Source organism: Bradyrhizobium sp. T-12 (assembly GCF_058314695.1).
Window position 1 is genome coordinate 931,563 of the sequence record NZ_JBZFQJ010000002.1, and the last position, 23,726, is coordinate 955,288.

23 protein-coding genes and 1 pseudogene are annotated in these 23,726 nt (G+C 60.6%); 3 read left to right on the plus strand and 21 right to left on the minus strand.

Features of this window, described 5'->3' with window-relative positions:
* Positions 1-59: 59 nt before the first annotated feature.
* From AC0WRY_RS38660 to AC0WRY_RS38670, 3 genes and pseudogenes are all read right to left on the minus strand, one after another.
* A pseudogene (locus AC0WRY_RS38660) lies at positions 60-194 on the minus strand (transposase); the annotation flags it as partial.
* A gap of 257 nt (positions 195-451) precedes the next feature.
* Positions 452-1,360 (minus strand): 3-hydroxyacyl-CoA dehydrogenase NAD-binding domain-containing protein, encoded by a 909-nt coding sequence (locus AC0WRY_RS38665; protein ID WP_128929829.1) that lies wholly within the window; start codon positions 1,358-1,360, stop codon positions 452-454.
* A complete protein-coding gene (locus AC0WRY_RS38670; protein WP_128955110.1) occupies positions 1,357-2,772 on the minus strand; it encodes an amidase in 1,416 nt (471 codons plus the stop codon). Before AC0WRY_RS38670 ends, AC0WRY_RS38665 begins: the two co-directional genes overlap by 4 nt.
* 576 nt (positions 2,773-3,348) lie before the next feature.
* On the opposite strand from AC0WRY_RS38670, the gene AC0WRY_RS38675 reads away from it, so the two are divergent.
* The 3 genes from AC0WRY_RS38675 to AC0WRY_RS38685 all read left to right on the plus strand — a co-directional run bounded on the left by AC0WRY_RS38675 (position 3,349) and on the right by AC0WRY_RS38685 (position 5,819).
* The gene (locus AC0WRY_RS38675) at positions 3,349-4,080 is read left to right on the plus strand and encodes a LuxR family transcriptional regulator (RefSeq protein ID WP_128929827.1); all 732 of its coding nucleotides are present in this window, start codon (positions 3,349-3,351) and stop codon (positions 4,078-4,080) included.
* Positions 4,081-4,161: 81 nt separating this feature from the next.
* Positions 4,162-4,794: an acyl-homoserine-lactone synthase gene (locus tag AC0WRY_RS38680; protein ID WP_128929826.1), complete on the plus strand. Its 633-nt coding sequence runs from the start codon at positions 4,162-4,164 to the stop codon at positions 4,792-4,794.
* A 59-nt stretch (positions 4,795-4,853) separates the two neighbouring features.
* Positions 4,854-5,819, plus strand: a complete 966-nt coding sequence (locus AC0WRY_RS38685; protein ID WP_128929825.1) for a LysR family transcriptional regulator — start codon at positions 4,854-4,856, stop codon at positions 5,817-5,819.
* Here AC0WRY_RS38685 and AC0WRY_RS38690 read toward each other — a convergent pair.
* The 18 genes from AC0WRY_RS38690 to AC0WRY_RS38775 all read right to left on the minus strand — a co-directional run bounded on the left by AC0WRY_RS38690 (position 5,789) and on the right by AC0WRY_RS38775 (position 23,724).
* Positions 5,789-6,025, minus strand: a complete 237-nt coding sequence (locus tag AC0WRY_RS38690) for a DUF2274 domain-containing protein (protein ID WP_128929824.1) — start codon at positions 6,023-6,025, stop codon at positions 5,789-5,791. The two genes, AC0WRY_RS38685 and AC0WRY_RS38690, sit on opposite strands and share 31 nt — an antisense overlap.
* A 4-nt stretch (positions 6,026-6,029) precedes the next feature.
* On the minus strand, positions 6,030-7,238 hold the full coding sequence (locus AC0WRY_RS38695; RefSeq protein ID WP_128929823.1) for a TraB/TrbI/VirB10 family type IV secretion system protein: 1,209 nt from the start codon (positions 7,236-7,238) through the stop codon (positions 6,030-6,032).
* Positions 7,235-8,182, minus strand: a complete 948-nt coding sequence (trbG, locus tag AC0WRY_RS38700; RefSeq protein ID WP_128929822.1) for a P-type conjugative transfer protein TrbG — start codon at positions 8,180-8,182, stop codon at positions 7,235-7,237. The genes AC0WRY_RS38695 and trbG overlap by 4 nt, the downstream gene beginning before the upstream one ends.
* 32 nt (positions 8,183-8,214) lie before the next feature.
* Positions 8,215-8,898, minus strand: a complete 684-nt coding sequence (gene trbF / locus AC0WRY_RS38705) for a conjugal transfer protein TrbF (protein WP_128929821.1) — start codon at positions 8,896-8,898, stop codon at positions 8,215-8,217.
* A gap of 458 nt (positions 8,899-9,356) precedes the next feature.
* Positions 9,357-10,586 (minus strand): P-type conjugative transfer protein TrbL, encoded by a 1,230-nt coding sequence (gene trbL / locus AC0WRY_RS38710; protein ID WP_128929820.1) that lies wholly within the window; start codon positions 10,584-10,586, stop codon positions 9,357-9,359.
* Entirely contained in the window at positions 10,583-10,957 is a 375-nt protein-coding gene (trbK-alt, locus tag AC0WRY_RS38715; protein WP_128955109.1) for a putative entry exclusion protein TrbK-alt, read from the minus strand. Before trbK-alt ends, trbL begins: the two co-directional genes overlap by 4 nt.
* Entirely contained in the window at positions 10,957-11,688 is a 732-nt protein-coding gene (trbJ, locus tag AC0WRY_RS38720) for a P-type conjugative transfer protein TrbJ (protein ID WP_128929818.1), read from the minus strand. The genes trbK-alt and trbJ overlap by 1 nt, the downstream gene beginning before the upstream one ends.
* The gene (trbE, locus tag AC0WRY_RS38725) at positions 11,685-14,126 is read right to left on the minus strand and encodes a conjugal transfer protein TrbE (protein ID WP_128929817.1); all 2,442 of its coding nucleotides are present in this window, start codon (positions 14,124-14,126) and stop codon (positions 11,685-11,687) included. The genes trbJ and trbE overlap by 4 nt, the downstream gene beginning before the upstream one ends.
* Positions 14,127-14,137: 11 nt before the next feature.
* A complete protein-coding gene (locus AC0WRY_RS38730) occupies positions 14,138-14,401 on the minus strand; it encodes a VirB3 family type IV secretion system protein (protein WP_128929816.1) in 264 nt (87 codons plus the stop codon).
* Complete coding sequence (locus AC0WRY_RS38735) at positions 14,401-14,670, minus strand: TrbC/VirB2 family type IV secretion system protein (RefSeq protein WP_232995658.1); 270 nt, start codon at positions 14,668-14,670, stop codon at positions 14,401-14,403. Before AC0WRY_RS38735 ends, AC0WRY_RS38730 begins: the two co-directional genes overlap by 1 nt.
* Before the next feature lie 47 nt (positions 14,671-14,717).
* Positions 14,718-15,638 carry a P-type conjugative transfer ATPase TrbB gene (gene trbB, locus AC0WRY_RS38740; RefSeq protein ID WP_128930183.1) on the minus strand — a complete coding sequence of 307 codons (921 nt, stop codon included), beginning with the start codon at positions 15,636-15,638 and terminating at the stop codon, positions 14,718-14,720.
* Positions 15,639-15,839: 201 nt separating this feature from the next.
* On the minus strand, positions 15,840-16,268 hold the full coding sequence (locus AC0WRY_RS38745) for a ribbon-helix-helix domain-containing protein (protein WP_128929814.1): 429 nt from the start codon (positions 16,266-16,268) through the stop codon (positions 15,840-15,842).
* Between the two features lie 7 nt (positions 16,269-16,275).
* Positions 16,276-18,258 carry a conjugal transfer protein TraG gene (locus AC0WRY_RS38750; protein ID WP_128955108.1) on the minus strand — a complete coding sequence of 661 codons (1,983 nt, stop codon included), beginning with the start codon at positions 18,256-18,258 and terminating at the stop codon, positions 16,276-16,278.
* A gap of 43 nt (positions 18,259-18,301) precedes the next feature.
* Complete coding sequence (locus tag AC0WRY_RS38755) at positions 18,302-20,059, minus strand: relaxase/mobilization nuclease domain-containing protein (protein WP_128929812.1); 1,758 nt, start codon at positions 20,057-20,059, stop codon at positions 18,302-18,304.
* Between the two features lie 624 nt (positions 20,060-20,683).
* The gene (locus tag AC0WRY_RS38760; RefSeq protein ID WP_232995621.1) at positions 20,684-21,583 is read right to left on the minus strand and encodes a lytic transglycosylase domain-containing protein; all 900 of its coding nucleotides are present in this window, start codon (positions 21,581-21,583) and stop codon (positions 20,684-20,686) included.
* Entirely contained in the window at positions 21,583-22,095 is a 513-nt protein-coding gene (locus AC0WRY_RS38765; protein WP_128929811.1) for a S26 family signal peptidase, read from the minus strand. The genes AC0WRY_RS38760 and AC0WRY_RS38765 overlap by 1 nt, the downstream gene beginning before the upstream one ends.
* The gene (locus AC0WRY_RS38770) at positions 22,092-22,556 is read right to left on the minus strand and encodes a DUF2840 domain-containing protein (protein WP_128929810.1); all 465 of its coding nucleotides are present in this window, start codon (positions 22,554-22,556) and stop codon (positions 22,092-22,094) included. Before AC0WRY_RS38770 ends, AC0WRY_RS38765 begins: the two co-directional genes overlap by 4 nt.
* A gap of 286 nt (positions 22,557-22,842) precedes the next feature.
* Positions 22,843-23,724: a replication initiator protein A gene (locus AC0WRY_RS38775; RefSeq protein WP_128930181.1), complete on the minus strand. Its 882-nt coding sequence runs from the start codon at positions 23,722-23,724 to the stop codon at positions 22,843-22,845.
* Positions 23,725-23,726 lie beyond the last annotated feature (2 nt).

The following is a 23,726-nucleotide window of genomic DNA, read 5'->3' on the forward strand; positions in this document are numbered from 1 at the left end:
TACCCCGGGCGACATCATCCCGGAATGGTGGGCGACATCAAGCGGAATCAGCAGCCGAACTCCTTGACCCATTTGCGCAGAACGTTCTCATGAACGTCCAGGTCGCGGCCGGCTTGTGCCACCGACACCCCGCGTTTCCGGACCAGCTTGACCGCCTAGATCTTGAACTTGCGACTAAACTTCCGTCTCTTCATCGCCCACCTCCGGCTTCATGAAACACCTAATCTCGGTGTCCATCAAACCGGCAGCAGCTCAGACTGAGGGAGCGTGCCACGCGCCGTCGGCGGCTTGGCAATGATGATTGTTTGGTGCAATTCACGCTTGATAGCGCCGTCAGGCAACAGCTTTGGCCAATGTCAACGGCGCGTCAGTCCTGCGAGCGCCGGCTCGGATGTACAGGTTGTCTTCCAATTGTCGCTGAAGTCAACCCACGCTGAGCTTGTCCATATGCTTAAATTGAACTCCGCGCGGCAAGGAGTCTCAAGAGTGCGCGATCACGTTCACCTTCTAATTCGGAAATCGATCTGCCATCCGCCTCTGCATGGACGCCAGCGACCAGACGGGTACAGACATCGGGAGTAAGCTGTGGCTGACCTAGCGTGGCCCATCGGCGTTCCTGGCTAGGCCCGAGATGTCGCAGGTAATGCTCAATTCCCCCAGGACCCCCACCAAGGTGGTAGGCCATATGTGCACCGACCACTGACCAGCGCAGCCCAGGTCCATGCACGAGCGCCGCGTCGACAGCGGCGACATCAGCAATATTCTCGGCGACTAAGTTGACCGCTTCACGCCAGAGTGCTGAAGCAAGCCGGTTGGCGATGTGCCCTACTACGTCGCGGGCTAAAAGAACTGGCTCGCGGCCGAGCCCGCGAAAGAACGACACAGCCGTCGTCCGAAGATCAGCATCGGCCCCATAAATCTCCACTAGCGGCATGATGTGTGGAGGATTGAAGGGATGAGCAGTAATGAATCGCGAGGTTCGTTTTAGGCTGGTGGCAAGCTGTGACCAAGTTAGAGAGGATGTACTGCTTGCGAGTACCGTATCGGGATGGGCTGCCGCCTCAACGCGGCCGTAGAGCTCTCCTTTTAACTCGAGCACTTCGGGTGCGTTTTCCTGAACCCAAAAGGCGTCGGAAACCGCCTGTTCCGGTGTCTCGACAAGGCGAAAGGAACCAAGGCCTGATTCAAGTTCCGAGGGACGAAAAACCTGCTTCTGACATCGAGAAATCGCTTCTTGCAACAGGGACTGCGATTTTGGCGCTGGATCCCAGCCGACGACGTCATAACCATAGGCAGTGAATAGCGCCGACCAGCTTTGGCCTATAAGCCCGCAGCCGAGAACCGCGATTGTGCCATTCATGTTGCGAGCCCCAGATCGATCGGCGTACTGCCGAGTAGCCCCAAACTATCTTCAAGCAGTTTAGCACCGGCCAATAACTGCCCGTCGGCTCGAGGGGGAGCGACCATTTGCAAGCCTACCGGAAGGCCGGAACTCGTGAAACCGCAGGGCAGAGACATCGCGGGGCAACAGACGAGGGTGATTGCAAAAGCGATGGCAACCCAATCCACGTAATTCTCAAATTGTCTGCCGTCGCACTCCATGACGTGGCTGTTGGCCACGGGGAAAGGCTCTACGATTGTTGCCGGCGTCAAGAGAAGATCGTACTTCTCGAAAAACTTAAGTACGCGCACCACCATGGCAACTCGCTGCTCCTCGGCGCGTTCGAGTTGCTCGATAGAAAGCTTCAGCCCTTCTTCGATGTTCCAAACGACGTCCGGCTTGAGCAGATCGCGATGGCTTCGAAGTAGAGCAGCTTTGCTAATAGCGAAATCGAATGCGCGGAGAACGTGGAAGCACTCTTGAGCTTCTCGAAGATCGGGGTGAGCTTCTTCGACGATTACACCAAGTTCGACGAAGCGCGCTGCAGCGCCGCGGGTAATTTCCACAATTTGAGGATCCACGGGTGTAATGCCCAGATCGGCCGAATAGGCAACCCGTCTTGGTCTCTTTGCCGTGCGCGTGGTCGTCAGGAACGATTCTGCGGGTGCCGGCAAGGACAGTGGATCGGCAGGATGCTCACCACTCATTGCGTCCAACAGGAGCGCAACGTCCTCGACATTGCGCGCCATTGGTCCGTGTATGCCGAGGTTGCGGTCGATTTTAGATTTGGGAGTTCGGGCCACTCGGCCCAAGCTCGGCCGAAGACCCACTACACCGCAAAAGCTCGCCGGATTTCGGAGTGAGCCCCCCATGTCAGAGCCATGCGCAACCCAAGCCATGCCGGCGGCGATCGCAACCGCGGCACCTCCGGACGAGCCAGCAGCAGAGCGAGCTGGATTCCACGGATTGAGCGTTGCTCCGAAGAGTTCATTGACCGTGTTGGCCCCCGCTCCGAACTCGGGGGTGTTCGATCTTGCATAAACAACACCACCATTCTGCTCGATGCGCTCGACCAAGATGTCCGACGTCTCAGCTATTTTGTTCCTGAAGATCGGGGAGCCCTGTGTGTTGCGAGTGCCGGCAACGTCAATCAGATCTTTGATGGGAACGGGAAGACCGGCCAGCAGCCCACGTGCGCCGGTAGGTCGCTCCATCAGCGTACGAGCATGTGTGCGCGCGCGATCAAAACAAAGGATGGGCAGCGCGTTAAGCTTGCCGTCGACTTGCCCGATCCGCTGCTCCAGCGCGTCCAGCAGCTCCAGGGGGCTTACTTCGCCATTCCGCAATTTTTCGACAACACTGCAGGCGGTCTGCCTGATCAATTCATGCACTTCAGAACCCCGTCTCTTGCCGTCGTCCCCTTAGTTGGCGATCGAGAGCAATGATCGCAAAAGTGTAGGCATTTTCGAAAGGCCGCTTCGACGACGCATAGAAAAGTCTCCAACTGGACGGCGAGCAGAACGCTGGGCGGCGCTTGACGCGCACGGCCCCGTCTGCCTACGAAAAATTATCTCTTAGCTTTTCCTCAGCCCCGCCTCGCCTGCCGTAGAGAACGTAGGACCACTTTGGGAGTAAATCCGCGAAGAATCCCGGCGTACGCGCATTTATCCTGCCAAATTCTGCGATGAGCGCAGGACTGCGGCCTCTAAGTGTAGTTGCGTGTGTGGAAGATGACCGCCAAACTATCAGGGCTTGTCGTCCTTGCGCTCTTTGGCGGTTCTCGCCTACAGAACCGCCCAGAACAGTGATGTCGGTTGCGCCGTGTCGAAAGTGGACGTGAGCTGAATAGGTGCAGCTCGATCGCTGGTCGGTTAACAGTGTGACGTCGCGAGACTTTCGAACAACTTGCCTTTACGCAGCAAAGGGACTCGTAACGTCGCTCATCTTCTCTACCGAATCGTATGCGAATGAGCACGCACCGTATCTTCCAAAATTTTCTCAATCTGCTGATCAACGCGAACCACGCTGATGGCTTTAGCGACGCCTTGGCGGTCACCGGACGCGCACTTGAGCTGCCATGTTTGGCTTATCTGGCCTGGCCGAAGAGACGGGGTGAGAACGCCCTCGTGATTTCCACGTATCCCGCCAATTGGGTTGCGCATTATGTGCGCAGTCACTATGAGCGCCTCGACCCCATTATCGAGCGTGCGCTGGAGACCACGGAGCCCTTTAGCTGGGACCACAGGGAACCTCATAGATTGATTTCTCGGGCGCAGCGAAGCTTGCTCGACGAAGCTGCTCAGTGTGGGATCCGATTGGGATTCACCGTTCCAATCCACAACGGCGCCTCCATGGCCGCCTTGACGTTTGCCACCGACCAGAATGACCGAGCATTTCAATTGAGCATAGAGCGCCGCTCGGAGGTCCTCCAGTTCATGGCCATTTCTTTCGACCGGCGCGTGCGGCAAAAGCTTTCTCATGAACTGATGATCGCTAACGTTGAACTCTCACGTCGCGAAATGGAGTGCCTCGACTGGGTCGCAAAGGGCAAGACCACATGGGAGATTGGGCAGATCCTGCAGATATCGCCAAATACCGTGAAGTCCTATTTGAATAATGCAAAGAACAAGCTGGGCGTGAGGACATTGGCCGAAGCGACTTCACGACTTGGCGCTGCTAAGGCAGTTAGGCAAGATTAGGGCCGCGCCGCCCCTCTAGTTGTACGTGGTGCCATTTGCACCCGGCTCTCCCATATAGTCGAAATCCGGACAGGAGGGGTCATGATTCAACTGATTGCCGAACCATTTCACGGCGCGTTCTCCCAAACGCTAGCGGCCATGCACAGGCTGCGGCATCGCGTCTTCAAGCAAAGATTAGATTGGAGCGTTCACAGTTCCGGCGAGATGGAGACCGACGAGTTTGACGCGCTAGGTCCGGTATATCTCGTCCAAACGTCGGTCGAGGGACTGGTGCAGGGGTCGGTTCGCCTTTTGCCGACAACCGGCCCGACGATGATCCGCGACACCTTTTCTGTGCTCCTGGGAAAGTGCCCTGCCCCATCGGATCCTCATGTGTGGGAGAGCAGCCGCTTTGCAGTTGATCTTCCTTCAGATGCTCCGAAGGCGGCACACGGGCTTGCGAGGGCAACTTACGAACTCTTCGCGGGCATGATTGAGTTTGGTCTGTCTCGACAGCTCACGAGCATCGTCACAGTCACCGACGTCCGGATGGAGCGAATTCTGAGGCGCGCAGGATGGCCGCTTCGCCGGATTGCATCGCCTTGTGAAATTGGAAACACGCTTGCTGTCGCCGGCCACCTGGAAATCACGCTCAATGCTTTGGACAGGATACGTGCGGCCGGTGGACTCGCCGGCCCAGTTCTCTGGACTCCAGTCCTGTCGCACGCCGCCTGACTGCCGGCTCGCTGCCCGCAGAACTCATCCGACTTAAATCGCCGCACCTTGATTTGTAAATGCCTCCAATCGACCACCTTGCCTGTCAGACACAGCGACCAATATCCAATCCAATAAGTTTACAACATCTGCGCGTTGCTGTGACAGTCAATGAAGCGGGCAGCATTCGGAGCGCAGCCAGGGTGCTGGGTGTCGAACACTCGGCCATCAGTCGGGCGATCGGACGATTGGAATGCCTGGTTGGTACCCGCTTGTTCGAGCGATCGAGATACGGGATGAATCCAACAGCCTCTGGTACGACATTCCTGAGGACGGCAAAGCTTATCATCGAGCAGGTCGATTCATTATCGAAGGCGACAGTCTTGACCCTGTCCAAGCGGGCGGATCACCTGGCTATCGGCTTCTGCCCATTCGTCTCCGCAGGACGAATAACACCTGCGATCGCCGAGTTTCAAAGCCGTTATCCGGAAATCAAGGTCGCCGTCCTTGAACGCGTCATGCCGGAACTCCTGATCGCGCTTCAGACGGGCTCGCTCGATATCGCCATCGCGCCAGACGGTCTATCTTCCATGCTGCTCACGGCGGCCTTTCCCCTATGGCGTGAAGGTATTCTCATCGCACTCGCCAAGAATGATGAGTTAGCTCAGAACGAGTCGGTCTCCTGCGCCGATCTGCACAGTCGAACCGTTCTCGTCAGCCGCGATGATCCCGCAAGAGAAGTCGAAGACCTTCTGGTCTGCAAACTGGCGGCTCATGGAAACGGGGCCTTAATCGAAGCCTGCGACGTGAGCCGCAGCAAGCTGACCAGTCTCGTCAGCATTGGCCGCGGCGTCACGCCGTTATTGGCATCCGAAGCTCACGCCGGATTCCCAGGGGTGGTGTATCGCGAACTGCACGACGCAAGGGGACCCAGTCGGATCACAATGTCAGCTCATGTCAGAACCGGCGATGAAAGATCTGTTGTCGCCCACTTCCTAGCCCTTCTGAGAGAATGTTATTCTTCAGGAGGGGAAGAGCGGGCTTGACGTTTTGATTTCGCAAAAGCCCGGTCTGTCGCCATGAAGCGCGCCAACATCGGGCCAATGAGCTTGGCAGGTTCGACGGCCTGTCCGGTTTGCTTCGCCAGCACATCGGCATAGACGTGCAAATCCCGGTGAACATGGGCCGCGAGTTCGACCGTCATTTTGACAGGCCGATCGTCCACAAGCGCTGCAATCTTCAATTTAGGCATGCGGCTAGCCTCTATAAGGTTCAAGAATGAGATCACGGTTGACCAGGACGCGGACCGGGTAACCCGGGCGTATCGTCAAGGTCGGCTGGATATTGAGGCTACGGCGGACCACTTGTTGGCCGGCCTGGTTCAGCGAATCTGATGCACCGCGCCTGAGGGCACCAATGATTGCGCTGTTGCTATTGCTCGCATCGGAACCTGCACCCGCTTCCGAGCCAACAGCCAGGAAGGTCGACAGCGCCGCCGCCTTGAACAGCTCACCCCAATGGTTGTCAACCTGATCTTCAAGGCCGGCATAGCCTTGCGTGTCTGTCCCCGGTTGGCGCTCCAAGACGACCGAGCGGCCGTTCGGCATGATCAACCGGGTCCAAACGAGCAGCACGCGGCTCTGGCCGAAGCTCACCTGACTGTCATAGATGCCAGTCAGTCTGGCGCCCTGGGGGATGAGGAGAAAGCGCCCGGTGGGCGTATCATAAACATTCTCGCTTACCTGAGCTGTGATCATTCCAGGCAGATCGGAGCGAATGCCGGTGATCAGGGCCCCGGCGATAACCGATCCGGCCTGCACCACGTAAGGTGATGGCGCCTTCACGAGGCGGTCTGGACTGGTCGTTCGTCGATCGGTGGCCGCATTTACGAAGGCGAGCTTCCGGTCCTGAGCGTTTTGCAGTGACCCATCCTCGCTGCTGGGGATCAGGGAGGGAGCATTGGCGCCACCTGCTTGGGCTCCGCTCGACGCTGCCGTGTCCCTCACATTGGTAGAGGCGAACAGTCGGCTTACACGAGCCGCCTCTTGTTCCTGGTCACGGCGTTGCTGTTCCTGGTCGGCCGCAGCGCCTGGCGCGGCGATCTGGCCTTTGGCGGCCAGGATTGGTCTGCCGAGATCGCCGGGAAGAGGTGGACCAAGCTGGGGGACAGGAGGGGTGACCTTCGAGTAGTCCGGCGGCAACGCTGTGACGCTCTCAGCAACATTGTGACGCTCAGCCAGATAGAGCTCCTCGGAAGCGGCCTCACGCGGCCGTTGTTTCTGGAGCGCCCACGTCGCCGCCGCGGCGACCAGCGCCAGGCAGAGCGCGGATCCGGTCAGCAGCACCTTGCGAGACAAGCGGGTGACGCTCGGGTATTCGGGCCGGAGCCGAAACCCATCCTCGAGCTCACCTGTCTCCTGTTCGCCGTCCGGGGAGGTCTCATCTTCGCGGTGTTCTTCCGTCATGACGAAAACCTCCCGTCGGTGCGGACGATCCTAACCTTTTGTTGATGTTCTCCACCAAGCCGCAGTTCGGCAGCCGCAAACAGGCGGTCGACGATCAGGACGCTGCCAAAGGTGCGATAATTGACGATTTCGCTCTTACCGTCAGGCCCGAGCACAAACAGCGGCGGCATTTCGCCTTGGACGATACCTTGCGAGAACTCGATGTAGACTTTTCGGCCGTCGTCGTAGGCTGCAAGGGGGCGCCACGGCGGATTGTCCCCCTCGATCGCATACCGAAAGCGCCGTTGTGCAAGCTCTGGGAGCAGCGGAACAGGAGTCAATTGCTGCCGCTTGATCCGATCTTGCGGATAGTACCACGCGACCGATGGCATGTAGGGCTTCTCGCGCGAGCGGAGCTCGAGGAGATAGGTGCGCCGATCAGTATTGATCACGAGGTTGGTTTCGATGGAGGCGCGCGTCGGCTTGACCAGCACGTGCACCCTGCGCTCCTCGCCGCTGCCGCTTTCGGTGTCGCCGATGACCCATCGCACGGTGTCGCCGGCTGCGAGCGGGCCGGAGCCGGTCAACTGCTCCCCCTCCTCAAGAGCAATGTCGGTGATCTGTCCCGGCGCGGCATAGACCTGATAGAGCGCGCCCGGGCTATAGCTGTAGATCTGTGCGGCGTTGAAATAGCCTCTCCGCCTCGGCTCGACGCGCGCCGCACTGTTGGCGATTTCGATCCGGTTGACCGGCTCGACATCCTCCTTGGTGCCCGGCTTGCCGCCAAGCGACGGCTTCCAGGATGGAGGCACATGCAGGGGACGCGGACGATCATCCGCCGGCGCTGCCGCCACAGGCAGCGGCGGCACATCTGTGTCATAGCTGATTTCGGGTGGAATGAAGGTCGAGCAGCCGCTGAGCATGCAGCCAAGCATGACGGCTGCGGAAGTGATGCCCCTCTTCATTGGCGCTGTCCTGAACTCGCAAGGATATACTTTCACTGCCCCAACTCCTTGGACCAATTGATCGAATTCACATAGATTCCGAGAGGATTTTTGCGCAGCCGATCGGCATCACGCGGCGTTCGGATGACGATGCTCAGGATGGCTGTCCATCGCTCGGTCGAGGCGAGCGAGCCGTTCTCGTAAGCGCGCTGAATCCATGCGACACGAAAGCTGTCGGGCGAGGCCCGTATGACGCTGGAGACTTCCACCGAGATCTGCGCCTTGCCGAGCCCGGCGAATGGGTCGTTTGCCCTGGCATATTCATTGAGTGCGACGGCCCCGCGATCGGTCGTGAAGTCGTAGGCCCGGAGCCAATTCTGCCGCAGCACGATGGCATCGGATGGCAGGGCGCGCACATCTTCGATGAACCGCGCCAGGTGCCAGGCAATTTGTGGATCCGTCGGGTCGTAGTCGGAACTTGCAGGCGAGACCCGCTGAGCTTGACCGAGCCGGTCGACCTCGACGATCCACGGCGTTATCGTTCCTTGTGTCGATTGCCAGATCAGCCCGCCGGCAAGGCTGCAAGACAGAGCAAGGCAGCCGAACGCCATCAAGCGCCAGTTCTTCGCCTGCAGGCGGGCCGAGCCGATGCGCTCGTCCCAGACTTGACCTGCCTTCTGATAAGGGGTGAGTGCCGCCGGCGCGCGGCCATAATGCGTTGCTGATCTCTTAAACATTGAACTTCCCCTGAGTATCCCTGATCCATCGTAGCGAGCCGGCAGCAGACGGCGTTTTGCTCATGTCGGCTGCTCGATGCGGATCACGCGCGCGAACACGCACAAGCACCGTACGATGTGGCAGCTTCTGCACCGCCGGCGGCGAATGCTGCGACTGAGTCCCCTTACTTCCGGGAGCTGCGCCGGATTGCGCGGCAAAAGAACCGAGCCCAATCCTGCCTTCGCACCCGCGACACCGAGAAGAAGGGGCCGTTGGCGCAGCGACGTGTCGGACGGGATCTGGCCATGGATCGCTTGCCAGATCAGAGCTGGCGTCAGCGTCAAGGACAGAATGCGAGAGGCTTGAATGACGCATTGACGACCCAGCCGACGCACTGCAGAGGACCCACGAGAACAGCTGATCATCGGAACAGGCCGAGCGGAGTTCGACGGCCATGCGCCGTTCTCGGAAATCCCTCTCATCGGCGCTCTTCCTGGGAGAGATCGACCGAGCTGCCGCTGCCACCGGGATCGCCGGATTTGACTGCATGAACTGCCGCCGATACCCCCCGATCAAGGCCCTGACCTTGCTTGATGCGCTGAGCCCAAGTGGGGCTACCGCTCGCGGTCTGAGCTGAAGTGCTCGTCGATTGACCGCCTCCGCCAACCGTCGAGGCCATCCTGCGAAGTGGACTTGCTGCTGCAGAGGCGGCCGCATTTGCGACGCCCGTGAGGCCGCCACTGCGATATGCCGCTGCGGTGCCCGTGACAGCGCTTGCGCCCATCCTGCCGGCGCCCACGAGCGCTCCGCCGGCGAGACCTGCCGCACCTGCAGCAAGCCCGGCTGTCGCCACCGCGGCGCCGCCTGCGGCAAGTGCTGTACCGACCGCAGATCCTGCGCCGAGTTGCGGCCCACCGGAGACCAGCCCGCTTGCGATGCTCGGTCCGAAGATCCCCAACGCCAACAGCGAGAGCGCCGCAAGAACCAATGTCATGGCATCTTCGATGGTCGGTTGGGCGCCGTTGAAGCCCGACGTAAATTGCGAAAACAGTGTTGAGCCGATGCCGACAATCACAGCCAGCACCAGCACCTTGATGCCTGATGAGACCACGTTGCCGAGGACGCGCTCTGCCGCAAAGGCGGTCTTGCCGAACAGGCCGAAGGGAATCAGCACAAATCCGGCCAATGTAGTGAGTTTGAACTCGATCAGTGTCACGAAAAGCTGAACGGCCAGAATGAAGAAGGCAAGAAGCACGATTGCCCAGGCAAACAACAGAACCACGATCTGGACGAAGTTCTCGAAAAAGCTGATGTAGCCAATCAGGCTGGAGATCGAGTCCAGGAGCGGACGGCCTGCATCGAGGCCCACCTGCGCGATCTTGCCCGGCCGCACGAAATCGCCGGCCGACAAGCTGGTGCCGGAGGCCTTCAGCCCAAGGCCCGCAAAGCTCTCGAAGACGATACGGGCGAGACTGTTCCAATTTCCGATCAGGTAAGCAAAAACCCCGACGAAGAGCGTCTTCTTGACCAGCCGCGCGATGATGTCGTCGTCCGCGCCCCAGCTCCAGAACAACGCTGCAAGCGTGATGTCGATCGCAGCGAGGGTCGTTGCGAGGTAACCGACCTCCCCGCCCACGAGACCAAAGCCGCTGTCGATGTAGCGTGTAAAAGTCTCCAGGAATTGGTCGATGATGCCCGTGCCGGTCATTGGTCGCCCCCTACCGCAGGACGGGCTAGATAGCCTTGAGGCAATCGGCTCTGATCCTTTGCTTCCAAAGCCTCTTCCGCCGAAGAGCCAACTGACGAACCCTTCGAGTCCGTCTTCTGCCCAAGGAAGCTCCGGCGGCTTTCTGCCCAGACCTTCCGGCAAGTCTCATAGGCATCAGTTTGCGTGGATGTCACGGCACGGCAACGGATCAGGTCAGCCTCGTGCACACTCGGTATTTGGGCGGTCATCGGCTGGTGTTCGAGCTCACCCGCATGATTCTGCAGCGTGAGCGTGCATGCGATGATCGCCACTATGCCGCCAAAGACGGTGATTGCGATCGACACCGCCTTGATAGTTTTCGGATCCCTCATCAGTGAAACATCTGTACGTTGGAGGATTGATAGCCGGGCCCAGGAGTCAGAAAGCGCTGCAGCTGTTCGCGGCCCTGGTCTTGGGCCGCTGCGCGTTGGGCTGCTTCGAGAGCCTGTGCCCGGCCGTGGGCCGCGACGGTCGCGGTGAGATCGGCGAGCTGTTGGGCCTGAAGAGCGAGGAGCTGATTACCGGCCTGGGTTGCCTGGAGCGCGCCGCTGGCGCTCTGGCTCGAGCTCACCAGGGCGGACAGCTGAATGCGATTGGTGTCGAGGTTGCCCACAACGCCGGCTTGGAGGCGAAGAGCGTCCTGAAGCGCTCCGACGGAGTTCTGCCAGCGCGCCTGCGCTCCCGCAAACAGCGCGGCATCGGACTGGCTGCTTGTTGCCGGCGCATAGCTTGTGGCAAAGGCGTGGTCGATCTGTTGGACGTCGTAGGCGATGTGCTGCGCCTGACCAAGGAGCTGCTGGGTGCGCTGGATGGAGGTCTGAAGCTGCAGAAGCGAAGAATAGGGCAGGCTCGCCAGGTTTTTTGCCTGGTTGATCAGCATCTGCGCTTCGTTTTGCAGCGAGGTGATCTGGTTGCTGATCTGCTGCAGCTCGCGAGCGGCGGTCAACACGTTCTGAACGTAATTGTTGGGATCGAACACAATCCACTGGGCACGCGCTGTGCCGCTAGAAAAAGCCGATGCAACAAGGATCGTGATGGCGAAACGCAAGCGTCGAAGGCTCATCGTGATGACTCCAGATTTTTCAGATTCGGGATGAGGTCGATAGCCCAGCTTGCTCCGCGGTGCTCAAGCCAGACCGCTAGAAACCCCTCGGCGCCGTGCTCGGCGACCAGGTGCTCGATTGCGAGTTGATCGGACTTGGCTGATGCGGCTGTAAAGGCGAGTGCGACCTCGCCGAGGCCAAGCTCGAACATGCGGTTGCCTCGGCGAGACTGGCAATAATAGTCGCGCTTCGGCGTTGCCCTGCTCAGGAGTTCGATTTGGCGATCATTGAGCCCGAACCGGCGATAGATGGCTGTGATCTGCGGCTCGATCGCGCGCTCGTTTGGCAAGAGCAGCCGCGTCGGGCAGCTCTCGATGATTGCGGGGGCGATTGCCGAGCCGTCGATGTCGGAAAGGGACTGGGTGGCAAACACCACCGAGGCGTTCTTTTTTCGGAGCGTCTTCAGCCACTCCCGCAACTGTCCTGCGAAATCGGCATCATCGAGCGCTAGCCACCCCTCGTCGACGATGATCAATGTAGGCCTGCCGTCGAGCCGGTCACCGATCCGGTGAAAAAGATAAGCGAGTACGGCCGGCGCAGCCCCCGTTCCGATCAGTCCTTCGGTCTCAAATGCCTGGACTGAGGCTTCCCCAAGCCGCTCGAATTCTGCATCCAGCAGCCGCCCATAGGGCCCACCCAGACAATAGGGCTGGAGAGCGCGCTTGAGGACGTTCGACTGCAGAAGGACAGAAAGCCCGGTTAGCGTCCGCTCGGGTACCGGTGCCGAGGCAAGCGAGGTCAGGGCCGACCACAGATGGTCCTTGCCTTCTGGAGAAAGATCGACCTTCTCTCGTGTAAGAAGAGCGGCCACCCAGTCAGTCGCCCAGGCCCGTTCGGCGGGATTGTCGATCCAGGCCAGCGGCTGCAATGCGATCGGTGCGCCATCATCGGCCGACAACGCGCCACCAAGGTCGTGCCAATCGCCGCCCATGGCGATCGCGGCCGCCCGGATCGAGCCGCCAAAATCGAACGCGAACACCTGCGAGCCGGGATAGCGGCGGAACTGAAGGGCCATCAACGCGAGCAGAACCGATTTGCCGGCGCCGGTCGGTCCCACAACAAGAGTATGCCCGACGTCGCCAACGTGAAGGGAGAAGCGGAATGGCGTCGAGCCTTCCGTCTTGCCAAAGAGCAGCGGCGGCGCGTTGAAGTGCTGGTCCCTCGCCTCGCCTGCCCAGACGGCAGAGAGAGGAATCATGTGCGCGAGATTCAAGGTGGAGATCGGAGGCTGCCGAACATTGGCGTAGACATGGCCGGGGAGGCTGCCGAGCCACGCCTCGACGGCATTGACCGTCTCGACCATGCAGGTGAAATCGCGACCCTGAATGACCTTTTCCACTTGGCGTAGCTTTTCGTCGGCCGCCCTTGCATTCAGATCCCAAACGATGACAGTGGCGGTGACAAAGGCCTCTCCGATCTCGTCGGATCCAAGTTCCTGGAGCGCGGCGTCCGCGTCCATCGCCTTGTTGTGCGCATCGGTATCCAGCAGCGAGGATGCTTCGTTCGTCATCACCTCCTTCAGGATCGCGGCAATAGACTTCCGCTTGGCGAACCACTGCCGGCGAATTCGGGTTAGCAGCCTTGTGGCTTCTAGCTTGTCGAGCATGATGGCTCGGCTCGACCAGCGATAGGAGAAGGCAAGCCGATTGAGGTCATCAAGAATCCCAGGGGTCGTGGCGGTCGGGAAGCCGACGATCGTGAGCACCCGCAAATGCGCCGCTCCCAGCATCGGCTCCAGCCCTCCCGAGAGCGGCTGATCCGCCAGCAGAGCGTCCAGGTACATCGGGATCTCCGGGACGCGGACACGATGGCGCTTTGTCGAGATCGTCGCGTGAAGATAGGTCAGTGTTTCGCTGTCATCGAGCCAGCGGCATTCGGGCATGAAGCCTTCGATCAACTGCAGGAGGCGCGCCGTCCGATCAACGAAGCCAGCCAGCACCTGCCGCGCATCGGCATCTTCGTTGCGAGCGCAGCCCTCATAGAGAAGCCGCTCGGCCCTTGCGGCATCTTCCGGCGGCGGAAGATAAAGGAGCGTAAGATAGTAGCTCGACTCGTAGTGGACGCCCTCCTCCTCGAACTGGGCCTTGCGCTCGGCGTCAACGAGCGCGGAGGCGACGTCCGGGAACATGCTCGGCGGGTATGCTCCCGCGGAGTGACGCTGGGCTTCGACGAAGACCGCCCAGCCCGAGCCAAGGCGGCGCAGCGCATTGTTGAGCCGGCCGGCGACTGCGACGAGCTCCGCCGGTACCGCGCTGTCGAGATCGGGCCCGCGAAATTTGGCCGTGCGTTGGAACGAGCCATCCTTGTTCAGGACAATGCCCTCATCGACCAACGCGGCCCAGGGAAGGAAGTCCGCAAGGCGGGTGTTCGACTTGCGATATTCGGCAAGATTCAACATGGGAAAGGTTCCTAAAGATCGAAATGAGCGGGAATTCGCAGGTGGCGGTGTACGACCTCGACGAAAGCGGGATCGCGCTTTGCGGCCCATACAGCTGCGGCGTGGCCGAGCGCCCAGAGCAGCAGGCCCGCGATCCACAGGCGCAATCCCAATCCAAGTGCCGCTGCGAGCGTGCCATTGACGATCGCAACAGCTCTCGGCGCTCCGCCCATCAGGATCGGTTCGGTCAATGCGCGATGCACCGGCACGAGGAAGCCTGCGACGCCCTCCTGCATCAGATCACCACGCCGCCGCCAAACGAGAAGAACGACAGGAAGAAACTCGAAGCCGCAAAGGCAATCGACAGGCCGAAGACGATCTGGATCAGCCGGCGAAAGCCGCCGGACGAATCGCCGAAGGCCAGCGTCAAGCCTGTGACCACGATGATGATGACCGCGATGATCTTGGCGACAGGCCCCTCGACCGATTGCAGAATCTGGTTGAGCGGCTGCTCCCAGGGCATGTTGGAGCCGGCGGCCATGACGGGGGTAGCGGTCGTGGTCATGGCAATCAAGGCCAGGGTGAAAGCTTGCGAAGTCTGGAGGCGATGGTTCACTTGAGATCTCCTGCTGGTGAAAGACTGTAGTCGCCGCCCGCACTGATGCCCTCGACGCGGGCGAGCTCGGCAAGGCGGCGATCGGCGCCGCGCCCCGAAAGGACGGCGATGACATTGATGGTCTCGGCAATGAGCGCGCGCGGGACGGTGACGACCGCCTCCTGGATGAGCTGCTCCAGGCGACGTAGCGCCCCGAGCGCAGAACCTGCGTGGATCGTGCCGATGCCGCCGGGATGCCCCGTGCCCCAGGCCTTGAGGAGATCGAGCGCCTCCGCGCCTCGGACCTCACCGATTGGAATTCGATCCGGCCGCAGCCGAAGTGAAGAGCGCACGAGGTCAGACAGCGAGACCACGCCGTCCTTGGTTCGCAGAGACACGAGGTTTGCTGCCAGGCATTGCAGCTCCCTGGTATCTTCGATCAGAACGACCCGGTCGGAGGTCTTGGCAACCTCCACCAGCAGCGCATTGGTCAGCGTGGTCTTGCCTGTCGACGTGCCGCCCGCGACGAGGATGTTCTGTCGCCCGGCAACGGCGTCCCGCAGCATCGCGGCTTGACCGGCGCGCATGATCCCGGCGGCGACGTAATCGTCGAGCGTAAAGACAGCGACCGCTGGCTTTCGGATCGCAAAGGTCGGCCGAGCCACGACCGGCGGCAACAATCCCTCGAACCGCTCTCCGGTTTCCGGCAGCTCGGCCGAGATCCGGGGAGCAGCTCCATGGACCTCTGCACCGACATGATGCGCGACCAGCCGAATGATGCGCTCCCCGTCCGCAGGTGACAGCTGCTGGCCGGTATCCTCCAAACCGCCGGACAGGCGGTCGATCCAGAGCCGCCCATCGGGATTGAGCATCACTTCGATGACGGCATCGTCTTCGAGATAGCGCGCGACCGCAGGCCCGAGCGCGCTGCGCAGCATGCGCGCGCCGCGCGAGATCGCCTCCGCTTGAGCCGACTGGATTATCACGAGAGCCCCATTCGCTTGAGAGCGCCCCCCACGAGCGCCTCAGATGGGGACGATTAGAAAAACCACGATGGAAGATGACGCAACAACGTGGCTCGTCGGATCGTAGGCTAGCGTAGAAAGAGAAACATTGGCGCAAAGCCTCAACAACCGATGTCAGTTGCTGTCTCCGTCCGCCGGCTGCCGAACGATATCTTCGGGAATCTCGCGCAGAAAACTCTGCCCCTTTTGCAGGCGACGGCCGAGCGTCTCGACAAAACCCTCGAAGCGCTCACGCCCCTTGGCTTGGGCGGCAGCCTGGGCGTCGGAGGGAAGCGGGGGCGTGACTGTCAACCAGAACCGCACGAACAGAGCCAGAGTTTCAGCGGTAAGTCCGAGGTCGCGTTCGAGGCGTTGCATTTGGCGCGATATCCTGTCGAGACGACGCGAAAAGGCGGCTTCCCGCCGGTCCGAGCCATCTGGGGACAGGAACGAGCTGACTGCCGCCTCGACGATTGCAGAGCGTGAGATGTTTTTTCGATCGGCAAGTTCCGTGATCTGTGCCAACAGCTCTGGAGGGAAGTAGACGTTCATGCGGTTGCGCATGATCTTCTCACAATTCAATGCCATCATTCGGGTCGAGTGCGGCTTGCCGCGCAACGCCGCGCATCTTCTGCCGCAGCAGGCGCGACTGGCGCGCGGCATCTTCGTCGTCTTCCAGCACGGCGAATTCCTCGGCCGGCGCGACCTCCGTCGTTTCCTTAACGATGGCGAGGTGATCCGGAAGCTCGGGCTCTCGCCGCAGTCCGCCATTGGCCGTGTCAGCGTCGCCACCGCCAATGTCCGCGGGCGTCTTATCGGGAATAGCGGCCTTCAGCCCTGACCAGCTGTCGGCGCGAGAAGACCTTCGGATCTTGACGGGATCTGGCGGGGGAAGTACGCGCTCGGCAAATCGCTCATCCTCGTAGTAGCGCACTTTTCTCGCACGGATTGGAGGAGTGCCTGCCACCATCACGATCTCCTCTGACGGCGGCAGCTGCATGACCTCTCCCGGGGTCAGAAGCGGCCGCGCGGTATCTTGGCGAGAGACCATGAGATGGCCGAGCCATGGGTTGAGCCGATGGCCGGCGTAGTTCTTCATGGAGCGTATTTCGGTTGCCGTGCCTAGCGCATCGGAGACGCGCCTTGCGGTGCGCTCATCATTGGTCGCAAAGCTTACCCGGACATGACAGTTGTCTAGGATCGCGTTATTCGGGCCGTAGGCCTTCTCGATCTGGTTGAGCGACTGGGCAATGAGGAACGCCTTGATGCCGTAGCCGGCCATGAAAGCCAGTGCCGACTCGAAAAAATCAAGTCGTCCCAAAGCTGGAAATTCATCCAGCATCAGCAACACGCGGTGACGGCGATCCTTATCCTGAAGGTCCTCGGTGATCCGCCGCCCGATTTGGTTGAGGATCAAGCGGACTAGTGGCTTGGTTCGCGAAATATCCGAGGGCGGCACGACCAGGTAGAGCGTGGTGGGGCAGTTGTCTGCGATAAGGTCGGCGATCCGCCAATCGCAGCGGCTTGTCACTTCGGCGACGACGGGATCCCGATAAAGTCCGAGGAAGGACATCGCTGTCGAAAGCACACCCGAGCGTTCATTCTCGGATTTGTTCAGCAGCTCTCTTGCCGTAGAGGCGACGACCGGATGCGGCCCCTGGTCCTTGAGGTGTGCTGTCGTCATCATCGCGTTCAGCGTCGTTTCGATCGGCCGCTTGGGATCCGATAGAAAAGCGGCGACGCCGGCGAGCGTCTTATTGGGCTCGGCATAGAGGACGTGAAGGATTGCCCCGACGAGCAGGGAATGACTGGTTTTCTCCCAATGGTTCCGCTTGTCGAGCGAGCCCTCGGGGTCTACGAGCACATCTGCGACGTTCTGGACGTCCCTGACCTCCCACTCCCCGCGCCGGACCTCCAGAAGCGGATTATAGGCTGATGATCTGGCATTGGTCGGATCGAACAGCAGCACACGGCCGTGCTTCGACCGAAACCCGGCTGTGAGCTGCCAGTTCTCACCCTTGATGTCGTGCACGATGGCCGAGTGCGGCCATGTCAGCAGCGAGGGGACGACGAGCCCGACGCCCTTGCCGGACCTCGTTGGAGCAAAGCAGAGGACGTGCTCGGGCCCATCGTGACGCAGGTCGTTCTTCTCCAGTCGGCCAAGCACAACCCCGTCCGCGCTCAGCAAACCTCCCGCCCTCACCTCCTCAAGCTTGGCCCATCGGGCCGAGCCATAGGTGGCAACGTCCTTGGCCTCCCGGGCGCGCCAGACAGACATGGCGATGGCCACGGCGATGGAGAGAAAGCTTCCAGAGGCGGCGATGTAGGCGCCCTCGGTGAATACGTCAGGTGCATAGGCGTCGAACACGAACCACCACCAGAAGAACTCGGGCGGGTAATAGACCGCAAATCCATACATCTTGAACCAGGGCAGACCGAGCTCGGGTTGGAAGGCCAAGCGCCAGGCCGTCCACTCCGTCGCGCTCCAGATCGTGAGCAGGACGATCGCGCCGACAGCCACGAGCTGCCCCCACAAGATCTTGGTTCCGGACATCGACAAGGCTCTCCTTCGCTGAATGACGCTCTGGCCAAGGAAATCAAAGACCGAGGTCGCGCTTGCGGCCGAAACTCCACTCGATCCCACCGCCATCCCTAACGCTTCCCGTCACATGCTGGCCGAGGCGTTTTTCCAGTTCGCGCGTCCAGGGGACGAGTTGAAAGCCAAGCCCATTGTCGATCAATGCAAAGCGGCCCGACGTGAGGGACAGGCTCTTTCGGTATGTTCCTGCGACCTGCTCACCGACTGCGGCTTGCGCGTGAGGCAAGCCGGTCTCGGCCGCGATTTCGGCACCGGCCGCCTCTAGCTCCCGGCGCCGCAGCGTATTGAGGAGATCGCGTTGCAGGATGATGCGCCCTCCCGCTCGGTGTGCGAGCCCTGCTTCTGCAAGATGTTCGGCTCGCGCCTGCATCGCTTGCCGAGCCTCCCGCCCGAAGCCGCCCAAGGCGAGCGGCATCGAATCGCGCTCGACCAGTCGGTGGTCGAGCCAGGTTGCTCCCGGCGCACCTATTTGCGCGGGAAGATCGAAATCCGAGCGATTGGCGAGCACGCGCGTCGGCCGCTGCTCGTCCATCCCACCGAACTGCCTGACTTCGACAATGCCGCCAATGGGGGGCGCCTGTTCGAATGCCTCAAGACCACGAAAGCGGACGTGATGGAGCCGTCCGTCGGTCGCATCAATGAGCGCATAGGCTTCGCCGGTGAGCTCGTCGTGTAGCCCGGTTGCCAATAATCGCCCGATAATCGGTGCGGTCGTTCTTTCCCCCGTAACGGCGAATTCCGAGAGACTTCGTTCCTGTCCCCGCTCTGTCATCGCTTGATGCATGGTCTTGATGATATCGCCCCGAATTGCAAGGTCTCTGAGATGGGGTTCTGCGTCCAAACCCACCATCCACTCACCGGGTACCGCCGATGAGGCAAGGCCCATCTTTTGCAGATGCTGAAGGCGCCCGATCATAAGGCGGCGGATTTCGGGGTCAGATATCCCTTCCCGATCGGGCCGCAGGTCGAGATAGCCGGTCTCGTCGGCAGCCAGACGGATCTCGCGGTCGAGCCGTGTCCATCTTTCGGCGAAGACTTCGCGTTCGAGAGCCCTGCGGATCTCGTGCTCGGCTTTGGGCCCGAGCTCGATGGATGCCAGCTCTTCCGCGCGAGAGCGTAGTCCCTGGCTGATATAGTCGCGGGAGATCACGAGGTCCTCAACGTTGTCGCTGACCCCGCGAACAAGCAGGTGAATGTGTGGATTGTCCGTGTTCCAGTGATCGACGGCGACCCAGTCGAGCCGTGTGCCGAGGTCCGCCTTCATCTGCCTGGCGAGATCGCGCGTGAACGCTTTCAGATCGCTCATCTCGCCCCCGTCCTCGGGTGCGATGATGAATCGAAAATGATGCCGATCGCCCTTGCAACGCTCGGCGAAGGCGCTGCCATCAACCTCTTCGCGTTCGGCGTCAAACAGCGAGGCTCTCTCGCCGCTGCGGGTCACGCCATCGCGCCGGAGGTACGAGATATGCGCCGCGAGTGATGCCGAGCCGAATGCCAATCCCTTATGCCGCGCGACCCGCGCCTTCACGGTCACGCGGCGCGCAGCGCTAAACAGACGGTTGCGGGCAAACTGGAGCCGGCCGCGGCCGAACGTCGAGCGCCCGACGCGTCCTCCGCGGCTCATCGAGGAGGCGGAGGTGTGGCCCGCCTTCTGCGCCGCTTGCAGTACCTGATTGAAGAAGCTCTTGGCCTTGGGCGCGCGCGTGCTGCGGATGCGGCCGGGCCGGATGTGAAGTTCGCTGTCCTTGGTATTCACGGTCGTTCTTTCCTCGTAAATCTTAGTCAGTACCGAAAGATGCATTGAATTTGCTTGTGAATGTTCAAAGCGCGGCACGCGCCACGACCGATCGGCACGCCAGAACCCAAGCCATGGCAATGGCTTGGCGTTCGACGGGCGAGCCGCTTTTATCTTGCCCTAGCCCGTCGTTCTTTGTTACTCGCTCTTCCTTCCTCTAGTTGACGAACATTTCGTCTGCTGGTCCACGGATCAGCAGACAAATCTCCTGCCTTTTCGCCTGCAAAGGAGGGAGATTTACGGCAAAGAGCAGTTGGGATTCATTGTGGTGGATCCTCCAACAGCGCCTGCAGAAACACGTCGGCTGGTGGCCGATTCATTGGGAAAAAAACAGCCGCGACGTGGCAGTTAGTTTGCGAAGCGCACACTGTTTGCGAGCGCTTGCGATAGCGATCGTTACCCGAAGGGCCGAGACACCCATAGGGTGGCTCGGTGAGGAGCGAAGCGACGAGTAGAGCGCGGGCCGAAGGCATCGCCCATATGCCGTATGCAGATGCCGGACGCTTACGGTCGTTCACCTCCGCCCCTCTCACTTCTCGCCGATCGCTCGCTGACATGTGTTCCGCTCCGCAACCGCGCTTCTGATCATTGCATGGTGCGAGAATCGGTCCGCGCCACGAATAGACCAGTCGAGCTTGGAACGATCCGCAGAATATCTCGCGAGGAGATAGCGTTCATGATGTCTGCCGAAGGCACAATCCTTATCGACCGGTCGTCCGTTCTCGGCATGTCAGTTGGCTTATGAGTTGACTGCGGAATGAGCAGCGACGATGCTGATGACGTGACGCCAGCCTTCCAGGTCGGTTGCTGATCGACGTCCAGCACGGACCCAAGCCTCTTCACATAGGCTTGGGTTTCGACAGGCAATGGACGCCCGGCAAGATGCTCCTGATAGCGCAGCGGTCCTGCGTGATAGGCAGCAAATACGCCGTTCGGTCCGAAGCGGTCGAGCATTTCACGCAGATACGCCGTTCCTGCCAGGATGTTGTCACGGGGGTCGAACGGATCGCTGCCGAGGGCGTGCCGGCGGCGCAATTCGGCCCAGGTGTCGGGCATGAGCTGCATCAGCCCCATGGCGCCTTTGGGCGATCTGGCACGAACGTCTCCAGTGCTTTCGACAGCCATCACCTCGACAATCCAGGAGACTGGAATGGAAAAACGCTGTGAAGCTTCGATGATGAAGGTTTCGAATGGCTGGGCCCCTTCGTGCTCCGCCCCTGTTGCTGTCTCCTCGGCGACCGAAGCACTGCAAAGCGCGAGCACGAGCAACAGGAAGGGTGCAGCGAACAGGCGCGCGCCAAACTGTGCCAGGTACGTCCTCCTGCGCGCCTCTTCCCGATGGAGAAAGCCTTTGTGCGCGCCATTCAGCAGCGGGAGGTGTTCCTCCCTAACATCGCCTTTGCATGGAGGAGCCGGAATGGAGAAAGGGCCTTGCGGTCCATCGAACAAGCGCATGGTGAAATGAATATGACGAACACACCTCATCACTCCTCCGAGGTCCACACCGGGTCCGCACGGCCGATCACGGCTGCGGCTGGAAGAAAGCCAAAATACCGGCCGTCGAAGGACTCATCCGATTGCCAGTTCATGAGAAAGAGCTCGGCCGGCCCGACGACGCGGCAGCCCTGCCAGTCTGGCAGCGGACGGCCGCGGCCGTCACGCTCACGCGCCTCACCCATAGCAATGTTGTCCACCGAGATGGCGAGGCCTGTTCTGCAAACCGTCTGCCCGGGGAGCGCGAGGATACGTTTGAGCATAGGAAGGCCGAGCGGCAAATAGCCCTTCAGGTCGAGGAAGCTCGCCAGCGGTTCAGGCGGCTGAACCGCAACCAGCTCCGTGACATACAAAGTCTCTGCGGAACGCAGGCGGTAAAGGCCGATGGGCACGCTCGGCGATGCATTCCAGATGAAGGCCGGCGTTCGCCCTTCCACGATGGTTACGGCGATCGCTGCGGCAGCCCCGCACATCGCAAGCAGCGTCATCATCCGCCCTCTCATCGGATGATCCTCCGCCGGCGAAGCCAGGCCTGATGGCGAGCTTTCGTGTAGGGACGTGGGCTTTCATTGACGGAAAGACGGTTGTGGACATGCTGCCAATGATCTGGGGCGACATCAGCCGGATCGATACCAAGTGCCTCGACGGCATCGATCATCTGCAGCACGCGCTCGACCTTCGGCCAGCCAGAAAGGCGAAGCAGAATGTCGCCTCCTGGCTTCACATAGGGCACGGTCGAGCAGCGCTGACCCGCGGCGACGGCACGCAGGATATCAATGCGCGAAATCACCGTCCCGAAATCATTCGACGTCCAACGAACGAACGCAAAGATGCTGCCTGGAGCAAATGCCAGGACGCGACGATGGCGATCGAGCTTCCGTTCCTCGACATTGCGGCCAAATCGAACCCGGTTCTCGATCCGCTTCTCCAGCCACAGCACTTCCACCTCGGTGAGATCGCTCATGCTGTCTCTCCCGGAAGCTCGAAAAGCCAACGGCTAGTGATGAGGACGGACGATTGCGGGATTTGAACCTGAAGGCAGCTCGACCGTCCGTGCCACTGCCGCTCTTCCACAATGTGGGCAACAGCGAGTTCCGTTAGAAGAAATCCGAAGGATTTCTGGTTAGTAAAGTTAGGGGGCCAGGAAAGCGCGCGTTCACAAGCCTTTAGGTTCGCTTTCGGTCCCCGATAGCACGATGATCTGGTCCCTGATGGCACGAGGGTTGCGGTCCCCGATAGCACGAGCTGATTCACAGGTTGTCCCCTGAAATTGGTCCCGAACGACGCGCCGACAGGCGCGCCGTAACGGGAAGGTTTGGGATCGAGGCGAAGTTCAGCCGCTCGCGGCCGTTTGGATCGCGCGTGAGGACGAGCCGATAGCCCGGCAATGTCTGCCGCTGGACAATCTGTCGAACGTCGTAGGCAAAATGCTTGAGCGGCGAGAGGCTGCCGGACTTGGCATGAAGATGGGCAAGGTCGAAGCTCCAGCCGCCGCGCTGCCGGCCGCCGTGCTTGCGCACCAGCCGGTAAAGCCAGCGCTCAAGGCCACCTGTCAGGTCGAAATAGGCGCGGTCGATCGTCAGAACGAGAGCGTCATCGATCACGCCGGCATAGAACCAATCTGGCAGGATCAGTTCGATCCCAAATGGTCTGCCATATGCATCAGCGGCTTCCTTCCACTCGTTAATCCAGGAGAAGCGGTGCCGCCGCCGTTCTGCGGGTTGACGGATCGAGGTCAGCACGGTCGTTGACTGAAGTCTGTCAAGACCTGCCTTCAGCCGGTCGTAGTCGCGTGCGCTGGTGCCGCGGCCGACGAACGTCAGAATCTCATATGGCGTTGCGGCTATCAGGCGTGATGTTTTCAGACCGGCATCGCGAGCTTCGACGATCTGGGAGGCAGCCCAAATCAGGACGTCGGCGTCCCAGATCGTTGCCATGCCGTGCTCCGGGACAGCTTCGACGCGGATTGAGGTTGTTCCGGCGCAGAAATCGATGGGCACGATCCTTTTGGTCTTAGCCAGCGAAAAGAATGGATAAGCCATCAGATCCTGCGCATCGCGTGGAGCAAGATCTCCCGGCAGGGCGCGGAAAAGCTCAAGCTGATGGCGGTCGGCTTGCTGAATGCGTCGCATGA

Excerpts from the sequence above, each read along its gene's own strand:
- AC0WRY_RS38745 (WP_128929814.1), bottom strand. The coding sequence starts at position 16,268 with ATGCGCAACCGCATGAACGTCTACTTCCCTCCAGAGCTGTTGGCACAG.
- trbF (WP_128929821.1), bottom strand. The coding sequence starts at position 8,898 with ATGTTTAAGAGATCAGCAACGCATTATGGCCGCGCGCCGGCGGCACTC.
- AC0WRY_RS38695 (WP_128929823.1), bottom strand. The coding sequence starts at position 7,238 with ATGACGGAAGAACACCGCGAAGATGAGACCTCCCCGGACGGCGAACAG.
- trbK-alt (WP_128955109.1), bottom strand. The coding sequence starts at position 10,957 with ATGAGGGATCCGAAAACTATCAAGGCGGTGTCGATCGCAATCACCGTC.
- AC0WRY_RS38685 (WP_128929825.1), top strand. The coding sequence starts at position 4,854 with ATGCCTCCAATCGACCACCTTGCCTGTCAGACACAGCGACCAATATCC.
- AC0WRY_RS38760 (WP_232995621.1), bottom strand. The coding sequence starts at position 21,583 with ATGAGGTGTGTTCGTCATATTCATTTCACCATGCGCTTGTTCGATGGA.
- trbL (WP_128929820.1), bottom strand. The coding sequence starts at position 10,586 with ATGACCGGCACGGGCATCATCGACCAATTCCTGGAGACTTTTACACGC.
- AC0WRY_RS38680 (WP_128929826.1), top strand. The coding sequence starts at position 4,162 with ATGATTCAACTGATTGCCGAACCATTTCACGGCGCGTTCTCCCAAACG.
- AC0WRY_RS38675 (WP_128929827.1), top strand. The coding sequence starts at position 3,349 with ATGAGCACGCACCGTATCTTCCAAAATTTTCTCAATCTGCTGATCAAC.
- trbB (WP_128930183.1), bottom strand. The coding sequence starts at position 15,638 with ATGCTGCGCAGCGCGCTCGGGCCTGCGGTCGCGCGCTATCTCGAAGAC.
- AC0WRY_RS38735 (WP_232995658.1), bottom strand. The coding sequence starts at position 14,670 with ATGACCACGACCGCTACCCCCGTCATGGCCGCCGGCTCCAACATGCCC.
- AC0WRY_RS38775 (WP_128930181.1), bottom strand. The coding sequence starts at position 23,724 with ATGCGACGCATTCAGCAAGCCGACCGCCATCAGCTTGAGCTTTTCCGC.
- AC0WRY_RS38690 (WP_128929824.1), bottom strand. The coding sequence starts at position 6,025 with ATGCCTAAATTGAAGATTGCAGCGCTTGTGGACGATCGGCCTGTCAAA.
- AC0WRY_RS38770 (WP_128929810.1), bottom strand. The coding sequence starts at position 22,556 with ATGAGCGATCTCACCGAGGTGGAAGTGCTGTGGCTGGAGAAGCGGATC.
- AC0WRY_RS38665 (WP_128929829.1), bottom strand. The coding sequence starts at position 1,360 with ATGAATGGCACAATCGCGGTTCTCGGCTGCGGGCTTATAGGCCAAAGC.
- trbG (WP_128929822.1), bottom strand. The coding sequence starts at position 8,182 with ATGAAGAGGGGCATCACTTCCGCAGCCGTCATGCTTGGCTGCATGCTC.
- trbJ (WP_128929818.1), bottom strand. The coding sequence starts at position 11,688 with ATGAGCCTTCGACGCTTGCGTTTCGCCATCACGATCCTTGTTGCATCG.
- trbE (WP_128929817.1), bottom strand. The coding sequence starts at position 14,126 with ATGTTGAATCTTGCCGAATATCGCAAGTCGAACACCCGCCTTGCGGAC.
- AC0WRY_RS38765 (WP_128929811.1), bottom strand. The coding sequence starts at position 22,095 with ATGAGAGGGCGGATGATGACGCTGCTTGCGATGTGCGGGGCTGCCGCA.
- AC0WRY_RS38730 (WP_128929816.1), bottom strand. The coding sequence starts at position 14,401 with ATGCAGGAGGGCGTCGCAGGCTTCCTCGTGCCGGTGCATCGCGCATTG.
- AC0WRY_RS38750 (WP_128955108.1), bottom strand. The coding sequence starts at position 18,258 with ATGTCCGGAACCAAGATCTTGTGGGGGCAGCTCGTGGCTGTCGGCGCG.